We start from the raw sequence: 26,443 nt of genomic DNA on the forward strand, positions 1-26,443 counted from the left end.
GGTCTGCTTGCGCTTGCCGGCGTACTCGGCATCGGCGAAGGTCATCTGCTTCATCGGGAAACTCGGGCAACGGGATCGGCGTATTTCACCAGATTCGGGAAGTCTTCTTCAGAATTTCCCTAGATGCTGGACAAATAGCGCCGCCACCCTACGAATATACGAATTACGTACTAATTCATAGGCTATAAAAATAATCCTGAACCATTTCTCCCAGGCAAAACCATGCCAGAAACGAAGGCCATCTGAATGAATGAAATAGCAAATCTCCCTGACGAAAAACCCAGCCCCACAAAACCCAAGGAACCATCAACAGAAACCAACAACAAATTAGAGCAGCCTAGGCATCCACTGGAAGAAGTCGTAGCCGAATATTTGTCGTCACTTAGAAATATCGGACAAACTATTAACATAGTGATGCCCCACCTCGCAAAATGGATATCCAATGAAGCAAAAAAATTAAACAAAGAACTTCAGCGATTTGCACCAAAGAAAAAAAACGACAACAACGAATACGAGGTAGTTATTGATTCCGCTCATGGCTACGCCGAATTCACATCCACCGTAAAGAAAATTGAAGAACTTCGAAGCAACAAGGCACTACCAACACTCGCAAGAAGTCTCTTTATGCAAATGTTCTGCGAATTTGATGCATTTACCGGAGCACTGATAAAAGCTATTTATTTGAGAAACAGCGATCTTTTCAAGGGGATTTCGCGAGAAATATCGCTAGCCGAATTACTTGACTTTGAAGACCTGGAGTGCGTCAAAAAGGTAATGTTAGAGAAGGAAATCGAAACTTTCAGGAGAGATAGCTATGTCGAGCAATTTGCACAATTAGAACGAAAATTTAACCTCACACTTCGAAAATTTCCAGAATGGGGCGAGTTCATTGAATTAAGCCAACGAAGAAATCTATTCACTCACAACGACGGAGTTGTAAGCGAACAGTATCTTGCTGTATGTCAGCGCGAAGGCTTGCCTCTCAAAGATCTACCCAAAATAGGTGACACACTAAGAGTAGACTTAGAGTATTTCGGCAGAGCACTAAGAATCATGTCAAAAGTGGGATATATGCTTTGCCATACACTATGGAGCAAAGTCTTCCCCAAAGAGCATCAAGAACTACACAATTCTCTCAATTCAAACTTATATCATTGCCTTGAAGGGAAGAGATGGAAAGTTGCGGCTGAACTCGGTGAGTTTGCCCTTTCAGAGCCAATGAGAAAAAACATCAAAGAAGTAGATTTCAGAATACGAGTAATAAACTGCGCAATAGCGTTGAAATTTTCCGACAAAGAAGACGCCGCATATAAGCTCTTGGGAACCTTGGACTGGTCAGCAAGCTATAGAGACTTCAAGCTTGCCTTATGCATATTACAAGACAAATTCGAAGAAGCCTCAGAGCTAATGACCAGCATTGGCAAGAGTGGCGAGTTAATACAGCAACACTCATACCATACATGGCCTTTGTTCCATAAATTCAGAGAGCTCCCCCAGTTCTATGCAACCTATGAGGAAATTTATGGAGTTTCATATCTGGCAGAGGCCTCAGCCGATATGAAAAATGTGGATATTGCGCTTATGACAGAAGAGCCAACTAAAGAGCTGAATCAGGGAGCAAAGCCCCCCAGAAAGCGAGTATCGAAGAAAAAGGCTTAATTGAATTCTTAACTATGATGGTGCCCGTAAAATGGTGGGCACCATCATTATTAGAATTAGCGCACTAGGCCACCGCAATGGCCTCTTTTTTCTGTTCGATCTTCTTCGCCTGATACTCCCTCGCCGCCTCATGAAACGCCCCAATCAGCGCGTTGTACTGCGGGTTCTCCCAATACCGATACTCCGGATGCCACTGCACCCCCACGGCAAACGCCTTGGCGCCAATCACGCTAACCGCCTCGATCTGCCCATCTTCGCAAACCGCCTCGACCTGTAGCCCCTCACCGAGCCGGTCGATGCCCTGCCCGTGCAACGAGTTGACCTGCATCTCGGTCTCGCCAATCAACCGATGCAACACCCCGCCCTCGGTCAGGCGCACGCTGTGCATCGGCCCATAGGCCACGTCATCCGGCACGCCCTTGCGCTCGCGGTGGTCGAGACGCCCCGGCACTTCATGCACCTCACGGTGCAAGGTGCCGCCGTACAGCACATTGAGTTCCTGCACGCCACGGCAGATGCCGAGAAAGGGAATGCCACGCTCGATGCAGGCGCGCATCAGGCGCAGCACGGTGGCGTCGCGGGGTTTGTCGGCCAGGCCCAGGCCCGGGTGATCGTCGCCGTAGAAGCTCGGGTGCACGTTGGACAGCGAGCCGCCGAACATGATGCCGGAGACGCTATCGAGCACGGTGTCGATGTCCAGGTCGTCGCCAAAGGCCGGGATCATCAGCGGGAAGGCGCCGAAGCCGGTGACGGACTGGATGTATTTCTCGCCCACCAAATGAAACCAGCCGATGTCGCGGTCGGTCAGCTGCCAGCGACACAGGGGAAGGCCGATCATGGGTTTGTTCATTTCAAGGGAGTCCTCTTCTAGTCATTGAAGTGGGCTGCCCTTGGGAGAGCGGGCTTGCGGTTCACAGGGATCGTGAGTCCGCTCACCCAAGGGGTGCCGCGTTCCGATCTCTGTCGGCTCACTGCACCAATGCCGCGCCCGCGCGGCAGGGTTAGGCCCCTCTCCCACTGGTGGGAGAGGGGCCGGGGGAGAGGGCCTGGTAGAGGCACCCTCTCCCCAACCCTCTCCCGTGAACGGGAGAGGGAGCAAAGCGCGCGGCCCGGCCACTGTGCCAGCCAGGCAGCACAAAAAAGGGCCGGTCCGCAGACCAGCCCTGGTTGGCGCTTAGCTGTTGCTGTTGCTCGGGAAGGCGAATTGCGCCGCCTCGTGCGTGGCGCGCTGCGGCCAGCGCTGGGTGATGGTCTTGCGCTTGGTGTAGAAGCGCACACCGTCCGGGCCGTAGGCTGCCAGGTCGCCGAACAGCGAGCGCTTCCAGCCGCCGAAGCTGTGGTAGGCCACCGGCACCGGCAGCGGCACGTTGACGCCGACCATGCCCACTTCGATCTCGTCGCAGAACAGGCGCGCCGCTTCACCGTCGCGGGTGAACAAGCAGGTGCCGTTGCCGTATTCGTGGTCGTTGATCAGCTTCATCGCCTGTTCCAGGCTACCGACGCGGACGATGCACAGTACCGGGCCGAAGATTTCTTCCTGGTAGATGGTCATCTCACTGGTGACGTGATCGAACAGGGTGCCGCCGACGAAGAAGCCGGCCTCGTTGCCCGCTACGCTCAGGCCGCGACCGTCGACCACCAGCTTGGCGCCCTGCGCCACGCCGCTGTCGATGTAGCCCTTGACCTTGTCGCGCGCGGCGCCGGTGACCAGCGGGCCCATGTCCAGGCCGCAGGAGGTGCCGGCGCCGATCTTCAGCCCGGTGATTTTCGGCACCAGCTTCTCGACCAGCTTGTCGGCGACCTGATCGCCCACCGCAACGACCACCGAGATGGCCATGCAGCGCTCGCCGCAGGAGCCGTAGGCGGCGCCCATCAGGGCGTTGACGGTGTTGTCCAGGTCGGCGTCCGGCAGCACCACGGCGTGGTTCTTGGCGCCACCCAGGGCCTGCACGCGCTTACCGCGACGGTTGGCCTCGGTGTAGATGTATTCGGCGATCGGGGTGGAGCCGACGAAGCTGATGGCCTTGACCTCGGGGGCCTCGATCAGCGCGTCCACCGCTTCCTTGTCGCCGTTGACCACGTTGAGCACGCCCTTGGGCAGGCCGGCTTCGTGCAGCAGCTGGGCGATCATCAGGGTCGAGCTGGGGTCGCGCTCGGACGGCTTGAGGATGAAGCAGTTGCCGCAGGCGATGGCCAGCGGATACATCCACAGCGGCACCATGGCCGGGAAGTTGAACGGGGTGATGCCGGCGACCACGCCCAGCGGCTGGAAGTCGCTCCAGCTGTCGATGTTCGGGCCGACGTTGCGGCTGTATTCGCCCTTGAGCAGCTCGGGCACGCCACAGGCGAACTCGACGTTCTCGATGCCGCGCTGCAGTTCGCCGGCGGCGTCTTCGAGGGTCTTGCCGTGCTCTTCGCTGATCAGTTGGACGATGGCGTCCTTGTTGGCTTCCAGCAGTTGCTTGAAGCGGAACATCACCTGCGCGCGCTTGGCCGGCGGGGTGTTGCGCCAGGCCGGGAAGGCGGCCTGGGCGCTGTCGATGGCGGCGCGCAGGGTGGCCTGGTCGGCCAGTTCCAGCTGACGCACGGCCTCGCCGATGGACGGGTTGTAGACCGGCTGGGTGCGAGCGTTGCTGTGGACGATTTCGCCGTTGATCAGGTGGCCGATAGTGCTCATGGACTTGTCTCTCGTGTCTTAACTTGTCTGTGGCGGTGGCAGTCGCTGTGCGGACTGTCACCGTGCTCGATCAGGTCCCCTCTCCCGGAGGGAGAGGGGTGAAAGCGGTGCATCAATCCAGCTTGTTCAAGGTCTCGCCGACGGCGTTGAACAGGCGCTGCAGCTCTTCCGGCTTGGTGTTGAAGGTCGGCCCGAACTGCAGGCAGTCGCCGCCGAAGCGCACGTAGAAGCCGGCCTTCCACAGGGCCATGCCGGCCTCGAAGGGGCGGACCACGGCGTCGCCGTCGCGGGGGGCGATCTGCACGGCGCCAACCAGGCCGCAGTTGCGGATGTCGACCACGTGCTTGCTGCCCTTGAGGCCGTGCAGCAGCTCCTCGAACTGCGGCGCCAGCTCGGCGGCCTGCTGGATCAGGCCGTCCTTCTGCAGCAGGTCGAGGGTGGCCAGGCCGGCGGCGCAGGCCACCGGGTGCGCGGAGTAGGTGTAGCCGTGGGTGAACTCGATCATGTGTTCGGCCGCCGGCTGGTTCATGAAGGTGTCGTAGATCTCCTTCGAGGCGATCACCGCGCCGAGCGGGATGGCGCCGTTGGTGATCTGCTTGGCGGTGTTCATGATGTCCGGGGTGACGCCGAAGTACTGCGCGCCGCTCCAGGTGCCCATGCGGCCGAAGCCGGTGATCACTTCGTCGAAGATCAGCAGGATGTTGTGCTGGGTGCAGATCTCGCGCAGGCGCTGCAGGTAGCCCTTGGGCGGGATGATGGCACCGGCGGAGCCGGACACCGGCTCGACGATGACGGCGGCGATGTTGGAGGCGTCGTGCAGTTCGATCAGCTTGAGCAGCTCGTTGGCCAGCTCCACGCCGCCGGTCTCGGCCATGCCCTTGGTGAAGGCCATGCCCGGCTGCAGGGTGTGCGGCAGGTGGTCGGCGTCCATCAGCTGGCCGTACATCTTGCGGTTGCCGCCGATGCCGCCCAGCGCGGTGCCGGCGATGTTGACGCCGTGGTAGCCACGGGCGCGGCCGATGAAGCGGGTCTTGCTCGACTGGCCCTTGAGGCGCCAGTAGGCCTTGGCCATTTTCACCGCGGTGTCGGCGCACTCGGAGCCGGAGCCGGTGAAGAACACGTGGTTGAGGTCGCCCGGCATCAGGTCGGCGATCTTCTCGGCCAGCTGGAACGACAGCGGGTGGCCGTACTGGAAGCCCGGGGAGTAGTCGAGGGTGCCGAGCTGCTTGGCCACGGCCTCCTGGATTTCGCGGCGCGAGTGGCCGGCGCCACAGGTCCACAGGCCGGAGAGGCTGTCGAACACGCGGCGGCCATGTTCGTCGATGAGGATGTTGCCTTCGGCGCCGACGATGAGGCGCGGGTCGCGCTTGAAGTTGCGGTTGGCGGAGAAGGGCATCCAGTGGGCGTCCAGCTTGAGCTGGCTGGCCAGGGACGGGGTGGCGGTCTGCGGCATGTTCATGGTGCTCTCCGTGAGCGGGACCTGTTTGTTGTTGCGGCCCAAGGTGCCACGGGAATAAAGTCACGAAAATTCAAATCTTCGTACTTTAAGTTCAGGCACTACTAAACAATGAGCACGCGCCGTTCCGACCCGCTGGCCCAGGTCAGCGATTTCGATATCCGCCTGCTGCGCCTGTTCCGCAGCGTGGTCGAGTGCGGCGGTTTCTCCGCCGCGGAGAGCGTGCTGGGCATCGGCCGCTCGGCGATCAGCCAGCAGATGAGCGATCTGGAGCAGCGCCTGGGCCTGCGCCTGTGCCAGCGCGGCCGCGCCGGCTTCGCCCTGACCGACGAGGGCCGCGAGGTGTACCAGTCGTCGCTGCAGCTGTTCGGCGCGCTGGAGAGCTTCCGCAACAACGTCAACGGCCTGCACCGCGAGCTGCGCGGCGAGCTGCATATCGGCCTGACCGACAACCTGGTCACCGTGCCGCATATGCGCATCACCTATGCCCTGGCGCGCCTCAAGGAACAGGGCCCGGACGTGCGCATCCAGATCCGCATGACGCCGCCCTCGGAGGTAGAACAGGGCGTGTTGGACGGCAGCCTGCACGTCGGCGTGGTGCCGCAGAGCCATGCCCTCTCCGGCCTGGAGTACCAGCCGCTGTACGGCGAACGCTCGCAGCTGTACTGCGCGGTGGGCCATCCCCTGTTCTATGTGGACGACGACCAGCTCACCGACCAGCGTCTCAACGCCCAGGACGCCATCGCCCCGACCTTCCGCCTGCCGCCGGAGATCCAGGCGCGCTATCAGGTGCTCAACTGCACGGCCAGTGCCTCGGATCGCGAGGGCATGGCCTTCCTCCTGCTCACCGGGCGCTATATCGGCTACCTGCCGGACCACTACGCCGAGGCCTGGGTCAACCAGGGCCGCCTGCGCGCGCTGAAACCGACCACGCGCTTCTACGACCTGACCCTGGCCTCGGTGACGCGCAAGGGGCGGCGCCCGCAGCTGGTGCTGGAAACCTTTCTCGAGGCGCTGGCCAAGACCGGCTGAGCACCCCGGCGAACAGCTGGAACGCCCGTACCACAAGGGCTTGCGCCATTTTCCCAGCAGCCACGACCGGCGCGTCATCGACGGTTTTCTGGCGAAAATGCCCCGTTTTCCATGGCCCCGACTGAGGGTGGCTCAATCAGCACACGTTTTTGACGCTTGAGGGTTGTTTCGTGACCCATGCTGGGGTATCTGTTCGCCTATAAAACCCGATCATCAGTACGGACCCCCTCGATGCCTGCAGTCTCCGCCCCTGCCAACAGCACCGCCAAACCCGCCGGACGCATTCGCCAGAAGAACGAGAAAGCCATCATCGCCGCCGCCGAGGTGGAGTTCGCCCGCCACGGCTACAAGGGCACCAGCATGAACAGCATCGCCCAGGCGGTGGGGCTGCCCAAGGCCAACCTGCACTACTACTTCAGCAGCAAGCAGGGCCTGTACAGCGCCGTGCTGGACAACATCCTCAGCCAGTGGGAAAGCGCCCTCGACGCCATGACGGCCGAGGACGACCCGGCCGAGGCGCTGTCGCGCTACATCCGCGCCAAGGTCGAATTCTCGCGCACCCAGCCGCTGGCCTCGCGCATTTTCGCCATGGAGGTGATCGGCGGCGGCCAGGCGCTCAGCGAGCATTACCGCCACAACCACCACGAATGGTTCCAGGGCCGCACCGCGGTGTTCCAGGCCTGGATCGACGCCGGCAAGATGGCCCACGTGGACCCGGCGCACCTGCTGTTCCTGCTGTGGAGCAGCACCCAGCACTATGCCGACTTCACCAGCCAGATCTGCCTGTTCACCGGCAAGAGCAGCCTGAAGAAGGCCGACTTCGAGGAGGCCGCCAGCAACCTCGAACGCGTGATCCTCGGCGGCCTCGGCCTGACCCCGCCGGCGCGCGGCTGAAACCCGCGCACCGGGCCCTCAGAGCCGCCGGCGGCGCCCGGTGATCATCGACAGCGGCAGGTTCTCGCCCAGGCGCAGGCTTTCCACCAGCGCCGCCGTGACATGCACGCAGACCAGCGCCAGCAGGCCGTCGGCGAACAGCTCATGGATCTGCAGCGGCAGGTCCTCGCCCCAGAAGTAATCCACCTCCTCCATCAGGAAGCCGGTCACTCCCAGGCCGAGCATCGCCAGCAGCATCAGCAGCATGACCAGGGCCCCGATCGGCGAGTGACCGAGGCGGTGATAGGGGCGCCGCCGGAGCAGCGCCGCCAGGTGTTCGCGCAGGCGCGCCGGGGTCGGCCAGAAGTCCGCCCAGCGCGCCGGGGTCGGGCCGACGAAGCCCCAGAACAGGCGCAGCACCAGACAGGCCACCGCGTAGTAGCCGAGCCAGCGGTGCCAGTCGTCTCCCGCCTCGGTGAACCAGTAGTTGGCGACGAAGGTGCCGGCCAGGGACCAGTGGCACAGGCGCACCAGCGGGTCCCAGAGTTGCAGGGTCTCGCGGCTCACGAATCAGCCCTCGATCTCGGTCTTCACCGCCTGGCCGGACACCGGATCGAAGTAGATTTCCACCTTGCGCTTGTCCTTGTCCCAGCCGTAGATCTCGTAGCAGTTGCCGCTGGTGATCTTGAACTTCTTGATTTCGTAGCCCTGGGCCTTGAGCGCCTCCTGGAACTGGTCCTGGTCCTGCCACTGCGCCTTGTCGGCGGTGGTGCACTGGGGGCCGGCGACGGCCAGGGGGCTGGCCAGGACCAGGGAGAGAAGCAGCAGTTTGCGCATGGTGAGACTCCTCGATTGCAAGTGGGTGGACCGGCGCGGACCGGCGCGCGCAGCTTAGCAGAGCCTCCGCCCGCTGCCTGCATGCTGCAGCGCTGGAGAATGCCAGAGCCACCTGGGCAGACGTTCGTCGGCTGGCAGGGCTGCCCGCGGCCGGCCGACTAGACTGCAGGTGACCCGGGCACGGCGGCCGTGGTCCGGGCCTATCCATCGGACAGCCGAGGGATTCAGGATGAAGCCCAGCCTCACTCGGCCACTGCGCGTGGCCGGCATCTACCTCGCCTTCAGCGTCGTCTGGATACTGTCGAGCGACAACCTGCTGCAGGCGCTGGTGCAGGACGCCGGGCTGATCGCCCGGCTGCAGACCTTCAAGGGCCTGTTCTTCGTGCTGCTCAGCGCCCTGCTGATCCTCTTCCTGTGCCGTCACGAGCAGCGTCAACTGCAACAGCTCGAGCAGGAGCTGCGCCAGCGCCTGCTGCGGATGCACCAGGCGCAGCACGATGCAGGACTCGGCACCTGGAGCTATGACGGCCAGCTGCACTGGTCGGGCGAGGCCCTGCGCCTGCTCGAGCGCCCCGACTGCGACAATACCGGCAGCCTGGACGACCTCTACACCTGGCTCCACCCGGCCGACCGCAACGCCGTGCAACGCGCCGTGCAGGCCATGCTCGACAGCGGCGCGCCACTGCTGGTCAATGCCCGCCTCAATCGCCCCGGCGACCAGCCGCCGGTGTGGCTGATGCTGCGCGGCAGCCTCGGGGGCACCGGCCAGGCGCACGGCAGCGTGCAGAACATCAGCGGGCAGAAGCGCGACGAACAGGCCCTGCGCGAGAGCGAACAACGCTTCCGCCAGCTGTTCGAGCAGACCCCGCGCATCGCCGTGCAGGGCTACGACCGCGAGCGCCGGGTGATCTTCTGGAACCAGGCCAGCACCCAGCTGTACGGCTACAGCGTGGCCGAGGCCATGGGCCGGCGCCTGGAGGAGCTGATCATCCCGCCGCCGCTGCGCGCCCAAGTGGTGAGCGACATCGGCTCGTGGATGATCGGCGGCCCGGCCATCCCCGCCGCCGAGCTGACCCTGCAGCACCGCGACGGCAGCGAAGTGCACGTCTACTCCAGCCACCTGCTGCTGCACAACACCCGCGGCCAGCTGGAGATGTACTGCGTCGACATCGACCTGGGCCAGCAACACCAGACCCACCGCCAGCTGGAAAGCAGCGAGGCGCGCTACCGCGACCTGGTCGAGCAGCTGCACGAGGCGATCTTCCTGGTCGACGGCGGCGGCCGGCTGAGCTTCGTCAACCCGGCCTGGCAGACCATCACCGGCTACAGCATCCAGGAGAGCCTGGGCCAGCAGCTGCTGGACTTCATCGAGGACGATTACCGCGAACAGGTGGCCCAGCAGATCGCCGCCATCCTGGCGCACCAGGTGCGCGGCTGGGTCGGCGAGCTGCGCCTGCGCGACGCCCATGGCCGCCAGCACTGGGTGGCGCTGCGCCTGGCCGCCGCCGAACAGCACGACCAGGGCCTGCGCGGCAGCCTCGCCGACATCCAGGAGCGGCGCCGCAGCCAGGCCCTGCAGGAGGCGCGCAACGCCGTGCTGGACCGCATGCTGGCGCAGCGCCCGCTGCAGGAGAGCCTGGGCGACATGGCCCGCCGCCTGGAGCAGATCAGCCCGGAGATACTGGTCTCGATCATGCTGCTGGAGCAGGGCCGCCTGCGCGTGCTGGCCGCGCCCAGCCTGACCAAGCACTATCTCGAACAGATCGACGGCTGCCCCGCCCGACTCGGCGTCGGCAGCTGCGGCCAGGCCGCCGCCAGCGGCGAGCTGGCCGTGGTCGAGGACATCCGCGCGCACCCCTCCTGGGCCGACTACCGCGAGGCCGCCGAGCAGGCCGGGCTGCGCGCCTGCTGGTCGCTGCCGTTCAAGAACGACCAGAACGAAGTGCTCGGGGTGTTCGGCATCTATCACCGTCGGGCCATGCGCCCGACCCCGCAGGACATCGCCCTGGTGGTCGAATTCACCCGTCTGGCCGGCCTCGCCGTGCGCCAGCAGCAGCGCGACGCCGAACGCCTGCAGAGCGAGCTGCGCTTTCGCGCCACCTTCGAGCAGGCCGCCGTGGGCATCGCCCACCTGGCCCCGGACGGCCACTGGCTACGGGTCAACCAGCGCCTGTGCCAGATGCTCGGCTACCCGCGCGAGGAACTGATCAAGCTGACCTTCCAGGACATCACCCACCCGGACGACCTGGACCTCGACCTGCAGCTGACCCACCAACTGCTGGCCGGCGAGATCAACCGCCTGAACCTGGAGAAGCGCTATCTGCGCCGCGACGGCAGCATCCTCTGGGCCAACCTCAGCGCCACCCTGGTGCGCCACACCAACGGCGAGCCGCACTACTTCATCTCGGTGCTGGAGGACATCGGCCTGCGCAAGCAGCAGGAGCAGGCCCTGCGCCAGGCCGCCACGGTGTTCGAGAGCACCCAGGAGGGCGTACTGGTGGTCGACGGCCGGCGGCGCATCCTCACCTGCAACCCGGCCTTCGCCAGCCTCACCGGGATCGATGGGCAACAGGTGCTGGGCCGGCGCCTGCACAACCTGCTGCCGAGCAACGAGCTGGACCGCGCGCGCTACCGCACCCTGTGGCGCAAGGTGCAGGACAACGGCCACTGGCAGGGCGAGCTGAGCAGCCGGCGCGCGGACGGCTCGCGCTTCCCCTTCTGGCTCAGCATCAGCAAAGTGCGCGGCTGCGACCAGTACGTGCTGATCTTCAGCGACCTCAGCCAGTACCGTGACAGCCAGGAGCGCCTGGCCCACCTGGCACACTTCGACACCCTCACCGACCTGCCCAACCGGCTGTTCGCCATGGAGCGCCTGGGCCACGCCCTGGAACACGCGCAACGGCACAACGAGCGGGTGGCGGTGTTGTTCTTCGACCTGGACAACTTCAAGACCATCAACGAGAGCCTCGGCCACAAGGTCGGCGACAACCTGCTGGTGACCGTGGCGCGGCGCCTGCAGAAGCGCCTGCGCAACGAGGACACCCTGGCCCGGCTGGGCAGCGACGAGTTCCTGGTGGTGCTGGAGAACCTGCAGCGCCCCGAGGAGGCGGCCAACATCGCGCGCAGCCTGATCGAGCTGCTGGAGCGGCCGCTGCCGCTGGAGGGCGGCGGGCGCGAGGCCTACCTGAGCGCCAGCATCGGCATCAGCCTGTATCCGGACGACGGCCTGTCCAGCGACGACCTGCTGCGCAACGCCGACAGCGCGCTGCACCAGGCCAAGCAGGAGGGCCGCAGCACCTACCGCTTCTATACCCAGGGCCTGACCCACCAGGCGCACACCCGTCTGAGCCTGGAGGGGCGCCTGCGCCAGGCGCTCAAGCGCGGCGAATTCGTCCTGCACTATCAGCCGCTGATGGATGCCGTGCGCGGCACCCCCGTCGGCGTCGAGGCCCTGCTGCGCTGGAACAGCAGCGAGGGCATGGTGTCGCCGGCGCAGTTCATCCCGCTGGCCGAGGACACCGGACTGATCGTGCCGATCGGCACCTGGGTGCTGCGCGAGGCCTGCCGGCAGATGCAGTTCTGGCGCCAGCAGGGCCTGCCGTTGCAGACCCTGGCGGTCAACCTGTCGCCGCGCCAGTTCCGCCAGGCCGACCTGCAGTCACAGGTGCGCGAGGCCCTGGCCGACAGCGGCCTGCCGGCCGAGTACCTGGAACTGGAAATCACCGAGGGCGCGCTGATCGACAACGTCGAGCAGGCCCAGGCCAGCCTGGCCGCGCTCAAGGACCTGGGCCTGAAGCTGGCGATCGACGACTTCGGCACCGGCTACTCCTCGCTGGCCTACCTGCGCCGCTTCCCGCTGGACAAGCTGAAGATCGACCAGAGCTTCCTGCGCGGCGTGCCCGAGGACCAGGCCAACCTGGAGATAGTCGCCACCATCATCGGCCTGGCGCGCAACCTTAAACTGCGCGTGCTGGCCGAGGGCGTGGAGACCGCCGAGCAGCTGCACGCCCTGCGCCAGCTGGGTTGCGAGCAGTGCCAGGGCTACCTGTTCAGCCGCCCGCTGAGCGCCGTGCAGCTGGTGCACTGGCTGCGCAGCGACCATCAGTCGGTCGGTTGATCCAGATCATGGCGGCGCCACCGTGCCGCTCTACACTGCAGACTCCGATTTCCGCAGGAGGTCTGCCATGGATATCCATATCCGCGAATTGACGACCGGTGCAGGAGTGCGCTGGCAGGTCTGCCTGGATCGGCACGGCGTGAGTTTCCGCAGCGAGCGCGAGGCTCGGGAGTTCGTCGCTATCCTGCGAAGCCGTATCGGGGCCCCGCACGCCCTACCCCGGCGCGCAGCGCCAGCGATCCGCAGCCCCGGCTGAGGCGACGAACGCCTGCAGCTCGGGATAGAAGGCCCGAAAGTCCGCGCTGAGCGGCCGGTACAAGCGCTCCAGCTCGCCCATGGCGCCGGCCAGCAGCTGCGGCCGCGACAGGCGCCGGCTCATGCCGCCCAGCACCTGCTCCAGCACGGCGAAGTCACGGTAGCTGCCCAGCCAGTCCTGCGCCGCCATGCGCGGCGCGATGCTGGCCAGCCGCTCCGGCAGTTCGGGCTGCGCGGCCAGCAGCCGGTAGACCCGCGCGGTAAAGCCCGCCAGCGGCTCGTCGGCGAACTGCGCCCAGTCGCGCGCCAGGCAATGGTCGAAGAACAGGTCGAGGAGAATGCCCGAGGTGCGCCGCCGCTCGGCGGGGAAGCGCGCCCGCGCCCGCTCGACCAGCGGATGGCGGTCGGTGAAGGCGTCGATGCGCCGGTGCAGGCGAATGGCCGCCTCGATGTCGGGCGCGAAGCGGCCCGCCAGCGGCCCCTTGACGAAGTCGCCATAGAGGCTGCCGAGCAACTGGGCCGGGCTGTCGCCGCCGAGGTGAAGATGGGCCAGATAGTTCATGCGGCCTCCTTGCGCCAGGCATTGGGCGTCATGCCCAGCCAGCGGCGGAAGGTGCGGCTGAAGTTGCTGGTGTCGCGGTAGCCCAGGCGCTCGGCCACCGCCTCCACGCTCAGGCGGGTGTTCTGCAACAGCCAGCAGGCCAGCTCCTGGCGCACCTCGTCGAGCAGTTGCTGGTAGTGCACGCCCTCCTCGCGCAGGCGGCGGATCAGGGTACGCTCGGACAGGTGGAACTCCTCGGCCAGCTGTTCCAGGGTCGGGTAGCCGCCGCTGCAGGCCAGCAGGCGCAGCTGCACCTTGGCGGTCCAGTCGCCGCCGTGCCGCGTGCCCAGCAACTGGTGCTCGCAGTCGCGCAGGGCGGTACGCGCGGCCTGCGGGTCGGCGCTCAGGCTGGGGCGGTCGAGCCACTCCAGCGGCAGGCAGACGCCGAAGGCCTCGGCGCCAAAGCTCACGGCCGGCCCCAGCAGCTCGCGGTAGCGGGCGCCCCAAGGCGGCTCGGCGAAGGGGAAGGCGAATTCCAGGCGCCCCGGCGGCAGGGCTCCGCACACGGCCTCCAGCAGGCGCAGGCAGACGCCGGCCAGGCTGCCGAGGATGTGCTCGCGCACGTCGCCCAGGTCGAACAGCTCGTCGACACGAATCCGGTAACGCTCGCCTTCGGCACGGCTGCTCAGGTGCAAGGCAGACAGCCGCAGCACGCTGAAGCGCTCCAGCACCTGCAGCACGCCGCGCAGGTCCGGGCACAGGGTCGCGGCGTAGCCCACCGGCCCGTGGGCCGACACCGGCGTGGCGCAGCCGACCTCCAGGCCCAGCCAGGGACAGTCGGTCAAGCCGATGGCGCGACGCACCAGGCGCTGCACCTGGGCGAAGTTGAGGGCACGGTTGTCGCGGTGCAGCTGCTGCCAATCGAGCCCGGTACCGAGCAGTATCTCGGCCTCGGCGAAGCCGCGCTGGCGCAGCGCCGCACACAGCAGACGGGCATAGATGGGATGCAGGCAGGGCTGCAGGGAGAGGCTGCTCGGTTCCATGACGGGCTTCCTGCTCGGCGATATTGTCACCATATGACGATTTTCTGCCCGGCTCAACGGTTACTCCCGCCACCGGCGGGGCGCATGCTGGCTCCAGGTCGAAGAACCTCGGAGAGCACGACATGGATATCGCCCTGCCCTATCGCGACCGCAAGCGCCCGCTGTGGCTGCTGTCGCTGTTCGCCCCCAGCCTCGCCCTGTTCGGCCCGGCCCTGTACCTGCTGGTCTCGCCGGACGAACTCTGGCTGTGGCTGTCACCGCTGTTCTTCTACTTCGGCATCCCGCTGCTGGATGCGCTGCTCGGCGAGGACCCGAGCAATCCGCCCGAGTCCGAGGTGCCGGCGCTGGAGGCCGATCCCTACTACCGCTGGATCACCTACTTGCTGGTGCCGGTGCTGTGGGCCTCGTTCATCGCCATCTGCGCCTTCGTCGCCAGCCAGCCGCTGAGCTGGCTAGGCCTGCTGGCGATGGTCATCAACACCGGCGGAGGCCTCGGTTTCGCCATCAATCTGGGCCACGAGATGGGCCACAAGAAGAGCGCGCTGGAGCGTTGGCTGGCCAAGCTGGCGCTGAGCCTGGCCTGCTACGGGCACTTCTATATCGAGCACAATCGCGGCCACCACCGCGACGTGGCCACCCCGGCGGACCCGGCCTCCTCGCGCATGGGCGAGTCGATCTACCGCTTCCTGCTGCGCGAGATGCCGGGCGGTTTCGCCCGCGCCTGGCGGCTGGAGAAGGAACGCCTGGCACGCTGCGGCAAGGGCCCCTGGAGCCCCGCCAACGAAGTGCTGCACACGGCGCTGATCAGCCTGGCGCTGTATGCCGCGCTGATCGCGACGCTGGGCTGGCAGCTCCTGCCATTCCTGGCGCTGAGCGCCTTCTGGGGAGCCTTCCAGCTGACCTCGGCCAATTACCTGGAGCACTACGGGCTGTTACGGCGCAAGCTGGACAACGGCCGCTACGAAGTGTGCCAGCCGCACCACTCGTGGAACAGCAACCACCTGTTCTCCAACTGGGCGCTGTTCCACCTGCAGCGCCATTCCGACCACCATGCCCACCCGACCCGGCGCTACCAGTCGCTGCGCAACTTCCCCGACCTGCCGCGCCTGCCCAGCGGCTACTTCGGCATGTACCTGCTGGCCTATGTGCCGCCACTGTGGTTCCGCCTGATGAACCCGCGCCTGATCGAGGCCGTGCAGGGCGATGCCACACGGATCAACTTCATGCCCGGGCGGCGCGCAGCGCTGATGCGGCGTTACGGCCTGCGCGAGCATGGCGCATGAGCCGCTACCGCTGCCCCGAGTGTGGCTACTGCTACGACGAAGCCCTGGGCGAGCCGCACCAGGGTTATGCGCCGGGCACACCCTGGGACAACCTGCCGGACGACTTCGCCTGCCCGGACTGCGCGGTGCGGGTGAAGGAGGATTTCGAGCCCCTCGCGCAGGACTAGTCGCCCGCCCCAGACGGGGCGGCGCCTCGCATCAGAGCCGTCGATGAAAACTATCGGCACAAACGATCTGTATATCGGGACGACCCGATATAGAGTTCGCCTCAATCCGATACGCAAGACGCCGCCATGCACGACCCCATCGACCTCGACGAGATCATCAAGGCCCTCGCCCACCCGGTGCGGCGCGAGATCCTGCAGTGGCTGAAGGAGCCGGAGAAGCACTTCGCCGACCAGCAGCACCCGCTGGAGTTAGGCGTGTGCGCCGGCAAGTTCGCGCGCTGCGGCCTGTCCCAGTCGAGCGTCTCGGTACATCTGGCGACCCTGCAGCGCGCCGGCCTGGTGAGCAGTCGCAAGGTCGGCCAGTGGAGCTTCTTCAAACGCAACGAGGAAGTCATCCGGGCCTTCCTCAACGACCTCGACCAGCAACTCTGAACCCATCCGCCATCGCTTCAGGAGCCGGCCCATGCCGCAGACGCTTCTCGCCCTCGCTTTGCCCGCGGCCCGGCCGCGCCCCAACCCCATCGGCAGCCGTCGCACCGCCGAAGCTGCCCTCGACTGAACCACGGAGACCGCACCATGACCACCCTGTTCGACCCCATCAAGATCGGCAGCCTGGAGCTGCCCAACCGCATCATCATGGCCCCGCTGACCCGCTGCCGGGCCGACGCGGGCCGCGTGCCCAACGCCCTGATGGCCGAGTACTACGTGCAACGCGCCTCGGCCGGGCTGATCCTCAGCGAGGCCACCTCGGTCACGCCGATGGGCGTGGGCTACCCGGACACCCCAGGCATCTGGTCCGAGGAGCAGGTGCGCGGCTGGCACAACGTGACCCGCGCCGTGCACGCCAACGGCGGGCGCATCTTTCTGCAGCTGTGGCACGTCGGGCGCATCTCCGACCCGCTGTACCTGAACGGCGAACTGCCGGTGGCCCCCAGCGCCATCAAGCCGGCCGGGCATGTCAGCCTGGTGCGTCCGATGAAGGACTTCGAGACACCGCGTGCGCTGGAAACCGAGGAGATCGCCGACATCGTCGAGGCCTATCGCCACGGTGCGGAGAACGCCAAGGCCGCCGGCTTCGACGGCGTGGAAATCCACGGCGCCAACGGCTACCTGCTCGACCAGTTCCTGCAGAGCAGCACCAACCAACGCAGCGACCAGTACGGTGGCTCGGTGGAAAACCGCGCGCGCCTGCTGCTGGAAGTCACCGATGCGGCGATCGGTGTCTGGGGCGCCGACCGCGTCGGCGTGCACCTGTCGCCGCGTCGCGACCTGCACGATATGGGCGATGCCGACCCGCGCGAGACCTTCGGCCATGTCGCCCGCGAGCTGGGCAAGCGTGGCATCGCCTTCATCTGCACCCGCGAGAAGGAAGGCGAGGACAGCCTGACGCCTTACATCAAGGAGCAGTTCGGCGGCCTGGTGATCGCCAACGAGCGCTTCACCAAGGCACAGGCCAACGCCTGGCTGGCAGAAGGCAAGGCCGATGCCGTGGCCTTCGGCGTGCCCTTCATCGCCAACCCCGACCTGCCGGAGCGCCTGGCTCAGGACGCCCCGCTCAACGAAGCGCGCCCCGAGCTGTTCTATGCTCCGGGTCCGGTGGGCTATATCGACTACCCACGCCTGTGAAGCGCCCCGGCGAACGTTGAAACCGTTTACGCCGCGCCAGCTTCATACGGGCGCGGCGTTTCTCTTTTCTGGCCGGTTCCCGCTCGCGAGGCTTCTGAGGCTACCGGGGCCGCCTAGATCACGACACTCCGCCTCGGCACTCTTCTTGGCTTGCCACTCCCACTCTATAGTGCAAAGAAACACGCCAGTCCGGATCCATCCGGGATAGGAGCCCCCTCTTGCATCCGGGCTGCCCCAACCTCCGGAGCCGCCATGAAAGCCCTCTCCCTGCTGCCCGCCCTGCTCCTGCTCGCCGCCTGCCAGAGCCCCAATCCCTACACGGCCTCGGGCAAACCGCTGCCGCCGGCACCGCCCGAGGCGGCCAGCCACTTCGACCGCAGCGCCTACCCGGCCGCGCCGCGGGACTACGGCCGCTATCGCGACTGGGCCTGGCGCCAGGCGCCGGCCGGCAGCGCCTGGGCCGATGGCGCCCTGGTCGCCGAAACGGTGGGCAATGGCCTGGACCAGCGCGGCCTGCGCCCGGTGCGCGGCGGCAAGGTCGCCGACCTGCGAGTGAGTGCCAGCGTGCGTCTGGAGCGCCGCCAGTACCAGGTGCGCGACGATTACGCCAGCTACTACGGCCATGGCCCCTATGGCGACCACTACGGGCTGTACGGCAGCGTGCCGCTGGTGCGCACCTACGAAGTGGAGGTGGCGGTGGTGCGCATCGAGCTGTATGACGGCGCCAGCGGCGAGCCGCTGTGGAGCGGCAGCGCCGAGGCGCGCGGCGACGGCAGCCAGGGCGAGCGCGTCGCCGCCTTGCGCCGCGCCGTGGAAGACGCCCTGAGCGCCTATCCGCCGCAGTGATGCGGCGCTTGCCCAGCGCCTCCATCTGCAGTTCGATAGAGGCTCTGCCACGGAGGTTTCCCATCATGCTGCCCCGCCTGCTGCTGGTTCCGGCCCTGCTGTTGCTGGCCGCCTGCCAGAACGTCCGCGTCGAGCGTGACTACGACGCCAACCGCGACTTCGCCGCCTACCGCAGCTGGAGCTGGCAGGAGCCGGCCCTGCAGTACCGCCCGGACGATCCGCGCGTGCGCAGCGACCTCACCGAGCAGCGCATCCGCGACGCCGTCGGCCTGCAGCTCGACCAGCGCGGCCTGCGCCAGGCCGCGGCCGCTGCCTCGGCCGATCTCAGGGTGCAGGCCTGGCTGATAGTCGATCAGCGTCAGGACCAGGTCAGCACCAGCTACGGCGGCTTCTGGGGCGGTCACTGGAACGGTTACTGGGGCGGCCCGGCCTATACCGAGACGCGTACCCTCGACTACCAGGTCGCCACCCTGCAGATCGACCTGTTCGACGGCAAGGATGGCAAACTGGTCTGGCGCGGCAGCGCCGAACAGATCATGCGCCAGTCGCCGCCCAGCCCTGCCGAACGCGAGGAGGCCATCCGCCGTACGGTCGCGCAGATCCTCCGCCAATACCCACCGCACTGAGCCGCCCATGACCGACAGCCTGCTGGCCCATCGCCCCGCCACCGTCGACGACCTCGACCAGGTGCTGCACTTCGTGCGCAACGCCGACGAACTCTTCTACGCCTTTCCCCGCGCCCACTGGCCGCTGACCCATGAGCAGCTGGCCGCCGCCCATGCCGAGCGCCAGGGCAGCACCCTGGCCCTGCTCGACGGGCGCGCCGCCGGCTTCGCCAACTTCTACCAGAGCGAGCCCGGCGACTATTGCGCACTGGGCAACCTGATGATCGCACCCTGGGCCCGTGGCCAGGGCGTGGCCGGGTATCTGATCGGGGTGATGGAGCGCCTAGCCGAGCGCGACTTCGCCGCCCGCGAACTGCGCGCCTCCTGCTTCAACGACAACACCGCCGGCCTGCTGCTCTACGCCCGCCTGGGCTACCGCCCGAGCGGCCTGGTCGAGCGCCGGCGCGGCGAACGGCGGGTGGCGCTGGTGCAGTTCGCCAAGACGCTGCAAAGCTGATCGACAGGTCAGATGGGCGCATAATGGCGCCCCTTTCGCCGCACTCGGACTTCACCATGCCCAACTGGTGGCTGCTCGCCCTGCCCCTTCTCGCCGGCGCCATGCTGCCACTGCAGGCCGGCATCAACGGCCAACTGGCCAAGCATCTGTCCAGCGTCATGGCCGCCGCCCTGGTGTCCTTCCTGGTCGGTTCCCTGGCGCTGCTGGTCATCGTCCTCGCCCAGCGCGAGGTGTCCGGCCTGGCCGCCTTCAGGGGGCTGTCCTGGTGGCACTGGAGCGGCGGCCTGCTCGGCGCCTTCTTCATCGCCACCGCCGCCTTCGCCGGGCCGCGCATCGGCGCCCTGCTGTTCATGGTGCTGGTGCTGGCCGGACAACTGGGCATGGCCCTGCTGCTGGACCACAACGGCTGGGCCGGCTACCGCGAGGCGCCCATCAGCCTGGGCAAGGCCCTCGGGCTGGCGCTGATAGTCGGCGGCATCTGGCTGATCCGCCGCGGTTGAGAGCCAACGGATCCACGCCAGATTAGTGGCACTTTGCTTCCCATCACCCACGACCACGACTATGCTGAGATCCAGCAGCACTTGTGATCACAATCATGGCCCTGGACGCTCGGCTCCACCAATCCGAAGGTTTCGTGCTCTGGCGCGAGAGCCAGGACATGCGCGTACGCACCCGACTGGGTGGCATCTTCTACTTGCTGGCCTGGTTGCTGACCTGGGGTTTCAGCGCGGCACCGGGCGGTGCCACCAGTCTGGGCCTGAGCGGAACCCTGTTCTTCGCCCTGATGCTGGCCGCACGCTGGCTGCACCGACTGCCCGCCCAGGAGAGCCGAGGCTGCCTGGAGCAGTGGATCGACCGCCACTGGCGGCTGATCCATGCCACCTGCCTGGGCTGGGGCCTGGCCCACGCCTGGGCGCTGTGGTCCGCGGCATTCGAACCCTCGCGCATGATCGCCACCCTCGGCACCGTGGCCTTCAGCACCGCCATGGCCTTCAACTTTCCGATGCGCAAAGGGCGCTGTGTGCTGGCCATTCTCCTGCTGTACCTGCCCAGCCTCGCCGTACTGGCCTGGCAGTGGCCGGTTCAGGAGGCACTGGCCGTGACCCTGGTCTTCTACCTGGGCTACCTGTTGCTGGCACTCAACCGCAGCCATCGCGAGTACCACGCTACCCTGGAGATGGAGCAGCAACTGCTGGAGCAACGCGAGCGCTACGACCGCCTCAGCCGCACCGACAGCCTGACCCAACTGGGCAACCGCCTGCAGTTCAACAGCCTGTTTCCGGCCATGGTGGCCAACGCCCGGCGCCAGGGCACGCCGTTGAGCCTGGTGCTGCTGGACATCGACTTCTTCAAGCGGATCAACGACCAGCACGGCCACAGCAGCGGCGACGCCTGCCTCAGCGCCTTCGCCGAGCGCATGCGTCAGGTCTTCCGCCGCGACAGCGACGCCCTGCTGCGCCTGGGCGGCGAGGAGTTCGGCGTGCTAATGCCGAACACCCCACTGGAGGAAGCCTGCGCCCTGGCCGAGCAATTTCGCCGCGAACTGGCCACCAGTGGCCTGGAACTGCACGGCCAGCGCCTGCCGCTGACCACCAGTCTGGGCGCCGGCTGCTTCGACCCGCGCCTGGACCAGACCGCCGAGGCCTTCTTCAAGCGCGTCGACGATGCCCTCTACCGGGCCAAGGCCGAGGGCCGCGACCGCCTGGCCCTGGCGACCTGACCCCCTTCACTCGGCGATCTGGAACTGCACCCGCGCGGTGGCCCCGCTCTGGTCCAGCAGGCTGAGCTGGTAGACGCCGGCCGAAGCCAGTTTCTGCTCGATGCTCTCACCCGGCTGGCTCTCGGCCACCGGCGCGCCATTGACAAACCACCAGCGCGTGCCGCTGCCGCCCAGGGCCGAGAGCTTCAGTGGCAAGGGCCCGGCACTGCCGGCCGGGCGGCGCAGGCGATCGCCCTCGCGCACCCCGACTATGGACAGCGGCGCCGCCGGCGGCGGCAATGCCGGGGGACACTCGCTCGATAGCGCCGGCAGGCGCGCGGCACGCCGTTCGCGGCGCGGCAGCCAGGGCTCCAGCGGCGCCGGCCAGAGCGCCACCTGCGCCTCCCGGGCGCCGACGCAGCCGGCCGCCACCTGCCTGCCTTCCTCGTCCAGCCAGAGGCGCTGGCTCAGGCCGAGGCCCAGCGGCTGGTCGGTCGCCTGCAGGGTCGGTGGCACCGTGTTCTCCAGGATCCAGGCGAAGCGCTGGCGCCGGCAGTTGTCATCGTCGCGCGCCAGCTCCTGGCCCAGCGGCCAGCAGATGGCGGCCACCCCGACGCTCGCCGGCACTTCCTGCACCGGCGCCGCCACGCCGTGCTGGCGGTCGCGATTGACCAGCAGATCGTGCACCTGCAGCAGCAACGGCGCCGCCGAGGCCAGGCCGAACTGACCGGGCACCGGGGTGCCATCCGGCCGACCTATCCACACCCCGATCAGATGGCGCGGGCCGACGCCTATGGCCCAGGCATCGCGGAAGCCGTAGCTGGTGCCGGTCTTCCAGGCCAGCCGCGGGCGCTGCACCAGCTCGGCGCGCGGGTCGCGGTCAGGCCTTGCTTGCCCGGCGAGGATGCGCCGCACTATCCAGGCCGCCCCCGGCGACAGCAGACGCCGCTCGCGCAGGGCATCCTGCGGCTGCAGGCGCGGCCGCGTGGCCATGCCGCCACGGGCCAGGGCGCTGTAGCCGGCCACCAGCTCCTCCAGGCGACTGCCGGCGCCGCCGAGGATCAGCGCCAGGTTCGGCTCGGCGCCGGCCGGCAGCGCCAGCGGTACTCCGGCACCGCGCAGCTCGCCGGCGAAGCGCTTCGGCCCGTAAGCCTCCAGCAGCTGCACGGCGGGCAGGTTGAGCGAGCTGGCCAGCGCCTCGCTGGCCGACACCGGGCCGACGAAGCCGGCGGCGAAGTTGCCGGGCCGGTAGTCACCGTAACGCCGCGGCACGTCCTGAAGCAGCGACTCGGAATGGATCAGCCCGGCATCCAGGGCCAGGCCGTAGAGGAAGGGTTTCAGGGTGGAGCCGGGTGAACGCTGGGCACGGATCATGTCGACATGGCCATAGCGCTTGCTGTCGGCCAGGTCCAGCGAGCCGAGGTAGGCACGCACCGCCATGCTCTGACTGTCGACCACCAGGATGGCGGCCGAGGTGCGCTCCGGCAGGCGCGCGCGCCAGCCCTGCAGCAGGTCCTCCAGGCGCCGCTGCAGGTGGGCGTCGAGCGTGGTGCGGATCAGCGGCGGGCTGCCCGCCACATTCAGCCGGCGCGCCAGCAGGGGCGCCAGGCGCGGCTCCTGACGCGGCGCCAGCAGCACCGGCTCCTGCAGCGCCTCGTCGATCACCGTCTGCGGCCACACGGCGAAGGCATGCAGGCGGCGCAGCACCTTGTCCCGTGCGGCCTGAGCACGCTCGGGATGACGGTCCGGGCGCAGCCGGCTGGGCGCCTGCGGCAGCACCGCGAGCAGCGCCGCCTCGGCGCGGGTCAGCTGGCTCGGCGGCTTGCCCAGGTAGGCCCAGCTGGCCGCCGCCACGCCCTGCAGGGTACCGCCGAAGGGTGCGCGGTTCAGGTACAGGGTGAGAATCTCGTCCTTGGACAGGTGCCACTCCAGCTGCAGGGTGCGCCACAGCTGCTTGAGCTTGCCGCCGGCACTGCGCGAGTGCGGGTCGAGCAGCCGCGCCACCTGCATCGACAGGGTGCTGCCGCCGGACAGCACGCGTCCGCCGGCCAGGTTCTGCCAGGTGGCACGCCCCAGGGCCAGCGGGTTGACCCCGGGGTGGCGGTAGAACCAGCGGTCCTCGTAGGTCAGCAGCGCCTGCAGGTAGTAGGGCGAGACCTCGGCGGGGGTCACCGGATAGCGCCACACGCCCTCGGCATCGGCGAAGCGCCACAGCGGCGTGCCGTCCTCGGCCAGCACCACGCGGGCCAAGCCATCGTCCGGCAGCGGCAGAGGAAACAGTCGATCGGCCACCCCTAGCAGGGCGAGGGCCAGCAGAATGCCGAGCAAAACACCAGGCCAGCGCAGCCTCTGCCTGACCAGCCAGGCAGCGCAAGATGACGTTTTTCCAACTATCGATTTCGCCGCCATCTTGACGCTTTTCGACCGCCTGTCTTGCATCCCGCTGCCGCCGCTCGAGTTGAGTTTCATCCCCTTTACATAGAAGCAAAGGGCCACTACACCATCATTGAACAGTTCTCTGGCGTCCCCTCAGCACTGTGTACTCGGCATCGAATTTCGATGTGGCGTCGAGCTCACGACCGCCGGTGGAGAGATCGGTTCGACCAGGACCGAATCACCGAATACCGATGCCATCCCCTCTATTCGAGACAGGATATCGGTCATGAACAACCATGATGTCGGTGATGATTCACTGCTCAACGTCCGCCGGCAAGGACTGCCAAACGCGCCAAGCCCATTTCCCCTGCGCCATGCGGCAATCCATCTGGTATGCCTTGCCCTGATGGGCACGGCCACCTCCACGCTGGCCGATCACAATGTCGACCATACGGTGGTCAATCTCAAAGGCGGCCTCGGCGCACTCGAGCAGCGCGTCTGGGATTGCGAACGCGGTATCAAAGGCGCCTGCCCTGGCACCAAAGGCGACAAGGGTGATACCGGCGCCCAGGGACCGCAAGGCGAAACCGGCGCGACCGGGCCTCAGGGCGAAGTCGGACCACAAGGGCCGAAGGGCGACACCGGGCCTCAGGGCCCCCAAGGCGACACCGGACCTCAAGGCGCGGTCGGGCCTCAGGGCGAAGTCGGACCACAAGGACCGCAGGGTGACACCGGGCCTCAGGGCCCCCAAGGCGACACCGGACCTCAAGGCGAAGTCGGGCCCCAGGGCGAAGTCGGACCACAAGGACCGCAGGGTGACACCGGGCCTCAGGGCCCCCAAGGCGACACCGGACCTCAAGGCGAAGTCGGGCCCCAGGGCGAAGTCGGACCACAAGGACCGCAGGGTGACACCGGGCCTCAGGGCCCCCAAGGCGACACCGGGCCCCAGGGCGGAGTCGGACCACAAGGACCGCAGGGCAACACCGGGCCTCAGGGTCCCCAGGGAGGCACCGGACCTCAGGGGCCGCAAGGTGAAACCGGAGCCACGGGCCTGGCCAGTTGGGAGCGCGTCTCCACCTCCTGCAGCAGCAGCGGCAGTACGGTGAGCTGCACCACCACCTGCAGCGTGGACAAGCAGGTACTCGGTGGAGGCGTCAGCAACACCAACAGCAACTGGCAGGTGATCCAGAGCTATCCCGCAAGCAATGCGAGCTGGACCGCAACACTGGCGCGCTCAAGCACTTCGACCACGACGACCGTCACCGTGTACGCGCTCTGCGCGCAGACCAACTAGAGAGGAGAACCGCCATGCACCGCTATACGATGGCTTTGTGCGCCAGCCTGACTCTGCTCTGTGTCACGCCTGCGCAAGCGAACCACTGCGCCTATCACCTGGCCAACGTGCAGACTGCTTTGAGCTTCGCCGAGTCGCTCGACAGCAACCGCCTGACGGCCGCCGGCGCCCTGCTGGAGGAGGCTTCCAAGGCCTGCCAACAGGAGGAGACGCAGATGACCTATGCCAGCCTCGATTCGCCGATGCTGGCACCGGACTATGTCTCGGTCGGCCAGTCGATGCTGATCGACGTCAAGAACCTGCTCAGCAGCGAGTAAGTCCGTTATCTCCCGACACGACGCGGGATCCCGCCGAGTGCACTGCTGTGGCATGCTGCGTTGTCCCAGCAGTGCACAGGCTCCTTCATGTCGGTTAGCGAATTCTTCCAATGGCTCGGCCACGCGGTCGGCACCCTGATACGTTTCATCGTCGAGGCCCTGAGCGGCTTCTTCGGCCTGTTCGGCGATATCGGCCGTTCCTTCCTGCAAGGCCTCGCCTCGGCGCTGGGCACCGACGTCGGCCTGCTCAGCATAGCGGCCATGGTCTGCGGCCTGCTCCTGCTCTACGCCGCCGTGCGCGCGGGAATGCGCAAGGCCTTCGTGCGCATGCTGATCTATGGCTTGCTGGGGTTGTGGCTGCTGAGTTTGATTGTGAGTTGAGGTCCTTGCCCTCCCCACAAATGGCCGAGAGGTGACTTGCCCTATACCGCTCCTTCAGATAGAGAGCAGGAGTCCAGGTGCAACAGGGGCTGCATTGAGAACTTCTCCGTCTGGTATCACAAAACGCGCCAAGTCTTCACCTGAGAACTAAAAAACGGCCCGTCCATCCGAACGGGCCGCGCACTGCGGCCCCAGAGAAAGAAAGCTTCAGGCCACCTGGGCCAGTTGCTCGCGGGCCTTGGCCAGGCCCTGCTCCTGGAACTCGGCGCCCATGTTCAGGCCCTCGGCGTGGATGAACTGCACCTCGTGGATGCCGATAAAGGCCAGCGCCTGGCGCAGGTAGGGCTCCTGATGGTCCATGCCGCTGCCGGCGTAGATGCCGCCACGGGCGGTCAGCACGTAGGCGCGCTTGCCGGTGAGCAGGCCCTGCGGGCCGGTCTCGGTGTACTTGAAGGTGACGCCGGCGCGCAGCACGTGATCCAGCCAGGCCTTGAGGGTGCTGGGGATGGCGAAGTTGTACATGGGCGCGGCCAGCACCAGCACGTCGGCGGCCAGCAGTTCCTCGGTCAGCTCGTTGGAGCGGGCGGCGGCGGCCTGCTCGGCTGCGCTCTGCTGCTCGGCGGGTTTCATCCAGCCGGCCAGCAGGGTCTCGTCGAGGTGCGGCACCGGCTGCTTGGCCAGATCGCGGACCTGCACCTGATCCTGCGGATGGGCGGCCTGCCACTGGGCGACGAAGTCGGCGGTCAGTTGGCGGGAGACGGAGCCCTGCTGACGGGCGCTGCTTTCGATAACGAGGACACGGGACATTTGGCTGATCTCCATCGGGTGATTGGTTTCGATGG

25 protein-coding genes are annotated in these 26,443 nt (G+C 66.6%); 16 read left to right on the forward strand and 9 right to left on the reverse strand.

Going from position 1 to position 26,443, the window contains the following annotated elements:
- Positions 1–246 precede the first annotated feature (246 nt).
- Positions 247–1,659: a hypothetical protein gene (locus tag AAFN46_RS10410; RefSeq protein WP_347808618.1), complete on the forward strand. Its 1,413-nt coding sequence runs from the start codon at positions 247–249 to the stop codon at positions 1,657–1,659.
- 64 nt (positions 1,660–1,723) lie between these two features.
- Here AAFN46_RS10410 and AAFN46_RS10415 read toward each other — a convergent pair whose 3' ends face one another.
- The 3 genes from AAFN46_RS10415 to AAFN46_RS10425 form a co-directional block, all read right to left on the reverse strand.
- On the reverse strand, positions 1,724–2,497 hold the full coding sequence (locus tag AAFN46_RS10415) for a gamma-glutamyl-gamma-aminobutyrate hydrolase family protein (protein WP_347808619.1): 774 nt from the start codon (positions 2,495–2,497) through the stop codon (positions 1,724–1,726).
- A gap of 336 nt (positions 2,498–2,833) precedes the next feature.
- On the reverse strand, positions 2,834–4,336 hold the full coding sequence (locus AAFN46_RS10420; protein ID WP_347808620.1) for a CoA-acylating methylmalonate-semialdehyde dehydrogenase: 1,503 nt from the start codon (positions 4,334–4,336) through the stop codon (positions 2,834–2,836).
- 112 nt (positions 4,337–4,448) lie between these two features.
- The gene (locus tag AAFN46_RS10425) at positions 4,449–5,795 is read right to left on the reverse strand and encodes an aspartate aminotransferase family protein (RefSeq protein WP_347808621.1); all 1,347 of its coding nucleotides are present in this window, start codon (positions 5,793–5,795) and stop codon (positions 4,449–4,451) included.
- Between the two features lie 108 nt (positions 5,796–5,903).
- Between AAFN46_RS10425 and AAFN46_RS10430 the strand changes: the two genes are divergently transcribed.
- Together AAFN46_RS10430 and AAFN46_RS10435 are read left to right on the forward strand one after the other, a co-directional pair.
- Positions 5,904–6,824: a LysR family transcriptional regulator gene (locus tag AAFN46_RS10430; RefSeq protein ID WP_347808622.1), complete on the forward strand. Its 921-nt coding sequence runs from the start codon at positions 5,904–5,906 to the stop codon at positions 6,822–6,824.
- Between the two features lie 231 nt (positions 6,825–7,055).
- Positions 7,056–7,718 (forward strand): TetR/AcrR family transcriptional regulator, encoded by a 663-nt coding sequence (locus AAFN46_RS10435; protein ID WP_347808623.1) that lies wholly within the window; start codon positions 7,056–7,058, stop codon positions 7,716–7,718.
- An 18-nt stretch (positions 7,719–7,736) separates the two neighbouring features.
- Here AAFN46_RS10435 and AAFN46_RS10440 read toward each other — a convergent pair whose 3' ends face one another.
- Together AAFN46_RS10440 and AAFN46_RS10445 are read right to left on the reverse strand one after the other, a co-directional pair.
- On the reverse strand, positions 7,737–8,264 hold the full coding sequence (locus AAFN46_RS10440) for a cytochrome b/b6 domain-containing protein (protein ID WP_347808624.1): 528 nt from the start codon (positions 8,262–8,264) through the stop codon (positions 7,737–7,739).
- Positions 8,265–8,267: 3 nt separating this feature from the next.
- Positions 8,268–8,534 carry a PepSY domain-containing protein gene (locus tag AAFN46_RS10445; protein ID WP_347808625.1) on the reverse strand — a complete coding sequence of 89 codons (267 nt, stop codon included), beginning with the start codon at positions 8,532–8,534 and terminating at the stop codon, positions 8,268–8,270.
- Between the two features lie 229 nt (positions 8,535–8,763).
- On the opposite strand from AAFN46_RS10445, the gene AAFN46_RS10450 reads away from it, so the two are divergent.
- On the forward strand, positions 8,764–12,651 hold the full coding sequence (locus AAFN46_RS10450) for a PAS domain S-box protein (RefSeq protein ID WP_347808626.1): 3,888 nt from the start codon (positions 8,764–8,766) through the stop codon (positions 12,649–12,651).
- A gap of 67 nt (positions 12,652–12,718) precedes the next feature.
- Positions 12,719–12,907 carry a hypothetical protein gene (locus AAFN46_RS10455; protein ID WP_347808627.1) on the forward strand — a complete coding sequence of 63 codons (189 nt, stop codon included), beginning with the start codon at positions 12,719–12,721 and terminating at the stop codon, positions 12,905–12,907.
- Here AAFN46_RS10455 and AAFN46_RS10460 read toward each other — a convergent pair.
- Complete coding sequence (locus AAFN46_RS10460; protein ID WP_347808628.1) at positions 12,866–13,468, reverse strand: ACP phosphodiesterase; 603 nt, start codon at positions 13,466–13,468, stop codon at positions 12,866–12,868. The genes AAFN46_RS10455 and AAFN46_RS10460 overlap by 42 nt on opposite strands.
- Positions 13,465–14,490 carry an AraC family transcriptional regulator gene (locus tag AAFN46_RS10465; protein ID WP_347808629.1) on the reverse strand — a complete coding sequence of 342 codons (1,026 nt, stop codon included), beginning with the start codon at positions 14,488–14,490 and terminating at the stop codon, positions 13,465–13,467. Before AAFN46_RS10465 ends, AAFN46_RS10460 begins: the two co-directional genes overlap by 4 nt.
- Positions 14,491–14,612: 122 nt before the next feature.
- On the opposite strand from AAFN46_RS10465, the gene AAFN46_RS10470 reads away from it, so the two are divergent.
- The 9 genes from AAFN46_RS10470 to AAFN46_RS10510 all read left to right on the forward strand — a co-directional run bounded on the left by AAFN46_RS10470 (position 14,613) and on the right by AAFN46_RS10510 (position 21,254).
- On the forward strand, positions 14,613–15,773 hold the full coding sequence (locus tag AAFN46_RS10470; protein ID WP_347808630.1) for an alkane 1-monooxygenase: 1,161 nt from the start codon (positions 14,613–14,615) through the stop codon (positions 15,771–15,773).
- Positions 15,770–15,940 carry a rubredoxin gene (locus AAFN46_RS10475; RefSeq protein ID WP_347808631.1) on the forward strand — a complete coding sequence of 57 codons (171 nt, stop codon included), beginning with the start codon at positions 15,770–15,772 and terminating at the stop codon, positions 15,938–15,940. Before AAFN46_RS10470 ends, AAFN46_RS10475 begins: the two co-directional genes overlap by 4 nt.
- A 126-nt stretch (positions 15,941–16,066) precedes the next feature.
- On the forward strand, positions 16,067–16,372 hold the full coding sequence (locus tag AAFN46_RS10480) for a helix-turn-helix transcriptional regulator (RefSeq protein WP_347808632.1): 306 nt from the start codon (positions 16,067–16,069) through the stop codon (positions 16,370–16,372).
- A 144-nt stretch (positions 16,373–16,516) separates the two neighbouring features.
- On the forward strand, positions 16,517–17,566 hold the full coding sequence (locus AAFN46_RS10485) for an alkene reductase (protein WP_347808633.1): 1,050 nt from the start codon (positions 16,517–16,519) through the stop codon (positions 17,564–17,566).
- Positions 17,567–17,818: 252 nt separating this feature from the next.
- Positions 17,819–18,412, forward strand: a complete 594-nt coding sequence (locus tag AAFN46_RS10490; RefSeq protein WP_347808634.1) for a DUF4136 domain-containing protein — start codon at positions 17,819–17,821, stop codon at positions 18,410–18,412.
- A gap of 65 nt (positions 18,413–18,477) precedes the next feature.
- Complete coding sequence (locus AAFN46_RS10495) at positions 18,478–19,038, forward strand: DUF4136 domain-containing protein (RefSeq protein WP_347808635.1); 561 nt, start codon at positions 18,478–18,480, stop codon at positions 19,036–19,038.
- 7 nt (positions 19,039–19,045) lie between these two features.
- Positions 19,046–19,534 carry a GNAT family N-acetyltransferase gene (locus tag AAFN46_RS10500; RefSeq protein WP_347808636.1) on the forward strand — a complete coding sequence of 163 codons (489 nt, stop codon included), beginning with the start codon at positions 19,046–19,048 and terminating at the stop codon, positions 19,532–19,534.
- A gap of 56 nt (positions 19,535–19,590) precedes the next feature.
- On the forward strand, positions 19,591–20,034 hold the full coding sequence (locus AAFN46_RS10505) for a DMT family transporter (protein WP_347808637.1): 444 nt from the start codon (positions 19,591–19,593) through the stop codon (positions 20,032–20,034).
- A 158-nt stretch (positions 20,035–20,192) separates the two neighbouring features.
- Positions 20,193–21,254 (forward strand): GGDEF domain-containing protein, encoded by a 1,062-nt coding sequence (locus AAFN46_RS10510; RefSeq protein WP_347808638.1) that lies wholly within the window; start codon positions 20,193–20,195, stop codon positions 21,252–21,254.
- 6 nt (positions 21,255–21,260) lie between these two features.
- Here the strand turns inward: AAFN46_RS10510 and pbpC are convergent, their stop codons facing one another.
- Positions 21,261–23,642 carry a peptidoglycan glycosyltransferase PbpC gene (pbpC, locus tag AAFN46_RS10515; RefSeq protein WP_347808639.1) on the reverse strand — a complete coding sequence of 794 codons (2,382 nt, stop codon included), beginning with the start codon at positions 23,640–23,642 and terminating at the stop codon, positions 21,261–21,263.
- A gap of 1,275 nt (positions 23,643–24,917) precedes the next feature.
- Here pbpC and AAFN46_RS10520 point away from each other — a divergent pair.
- Both AAFN46_RS10520 and AAFN46_RS10525 read left to right on the forward strand, forming a co-directional pair.
- Positions 24,918–25,220 carry a hypothetical protein gene (locus tag AAFN46_RS10520; RefSeq protein WP_347808640.1) on the forward strand — a complete coding sequence of 101 codons (303 nt, stop codon included), beginning with the start codon at positions 24,918–24,920 and terminating at the stop codon, positions 25,218–25,220.
- Positions 25,221–25,307: 87 nt separating this feature from the next.
- Positions 25,308–25,601, forward strand: coding sequence for a hypothetical protein (locus AAFN46_RS10525; protein ID WP_347808641.1), 294 nt, complete (start codon positions 25,308–25,310; stop codon positions 25,599–25,601).
- A gap of 207 nt (positions 25,602–25,808) precedes the next feature.
- Here AAFN46_RS10525 and AAFN46_RS10530 read toward each other — a convergent pair whose 3' ends face one another.
- Complete coding sequence (locus AAFN46_RS10530; protein ID WP_347808642.1) at positions 25,809–26,408, reverse strand: FMN-dependent NADH-azoreductase; 600 nt, start codon at positions 26,406–26,408, stop codon at positions 25,809–25,811.
- Positions 26,409–26,443 lie beyond the last annotated feature (35 nt).

The organism is Pseudomonas sp. CAU 1711, assembly GCF_039888625.1.
Lineage (GTDB): Bacteria > Pseudomonadota > Gammaproteobacteria > Pseudomonadales > Pseudomonadaceae > Aquipseudomonas.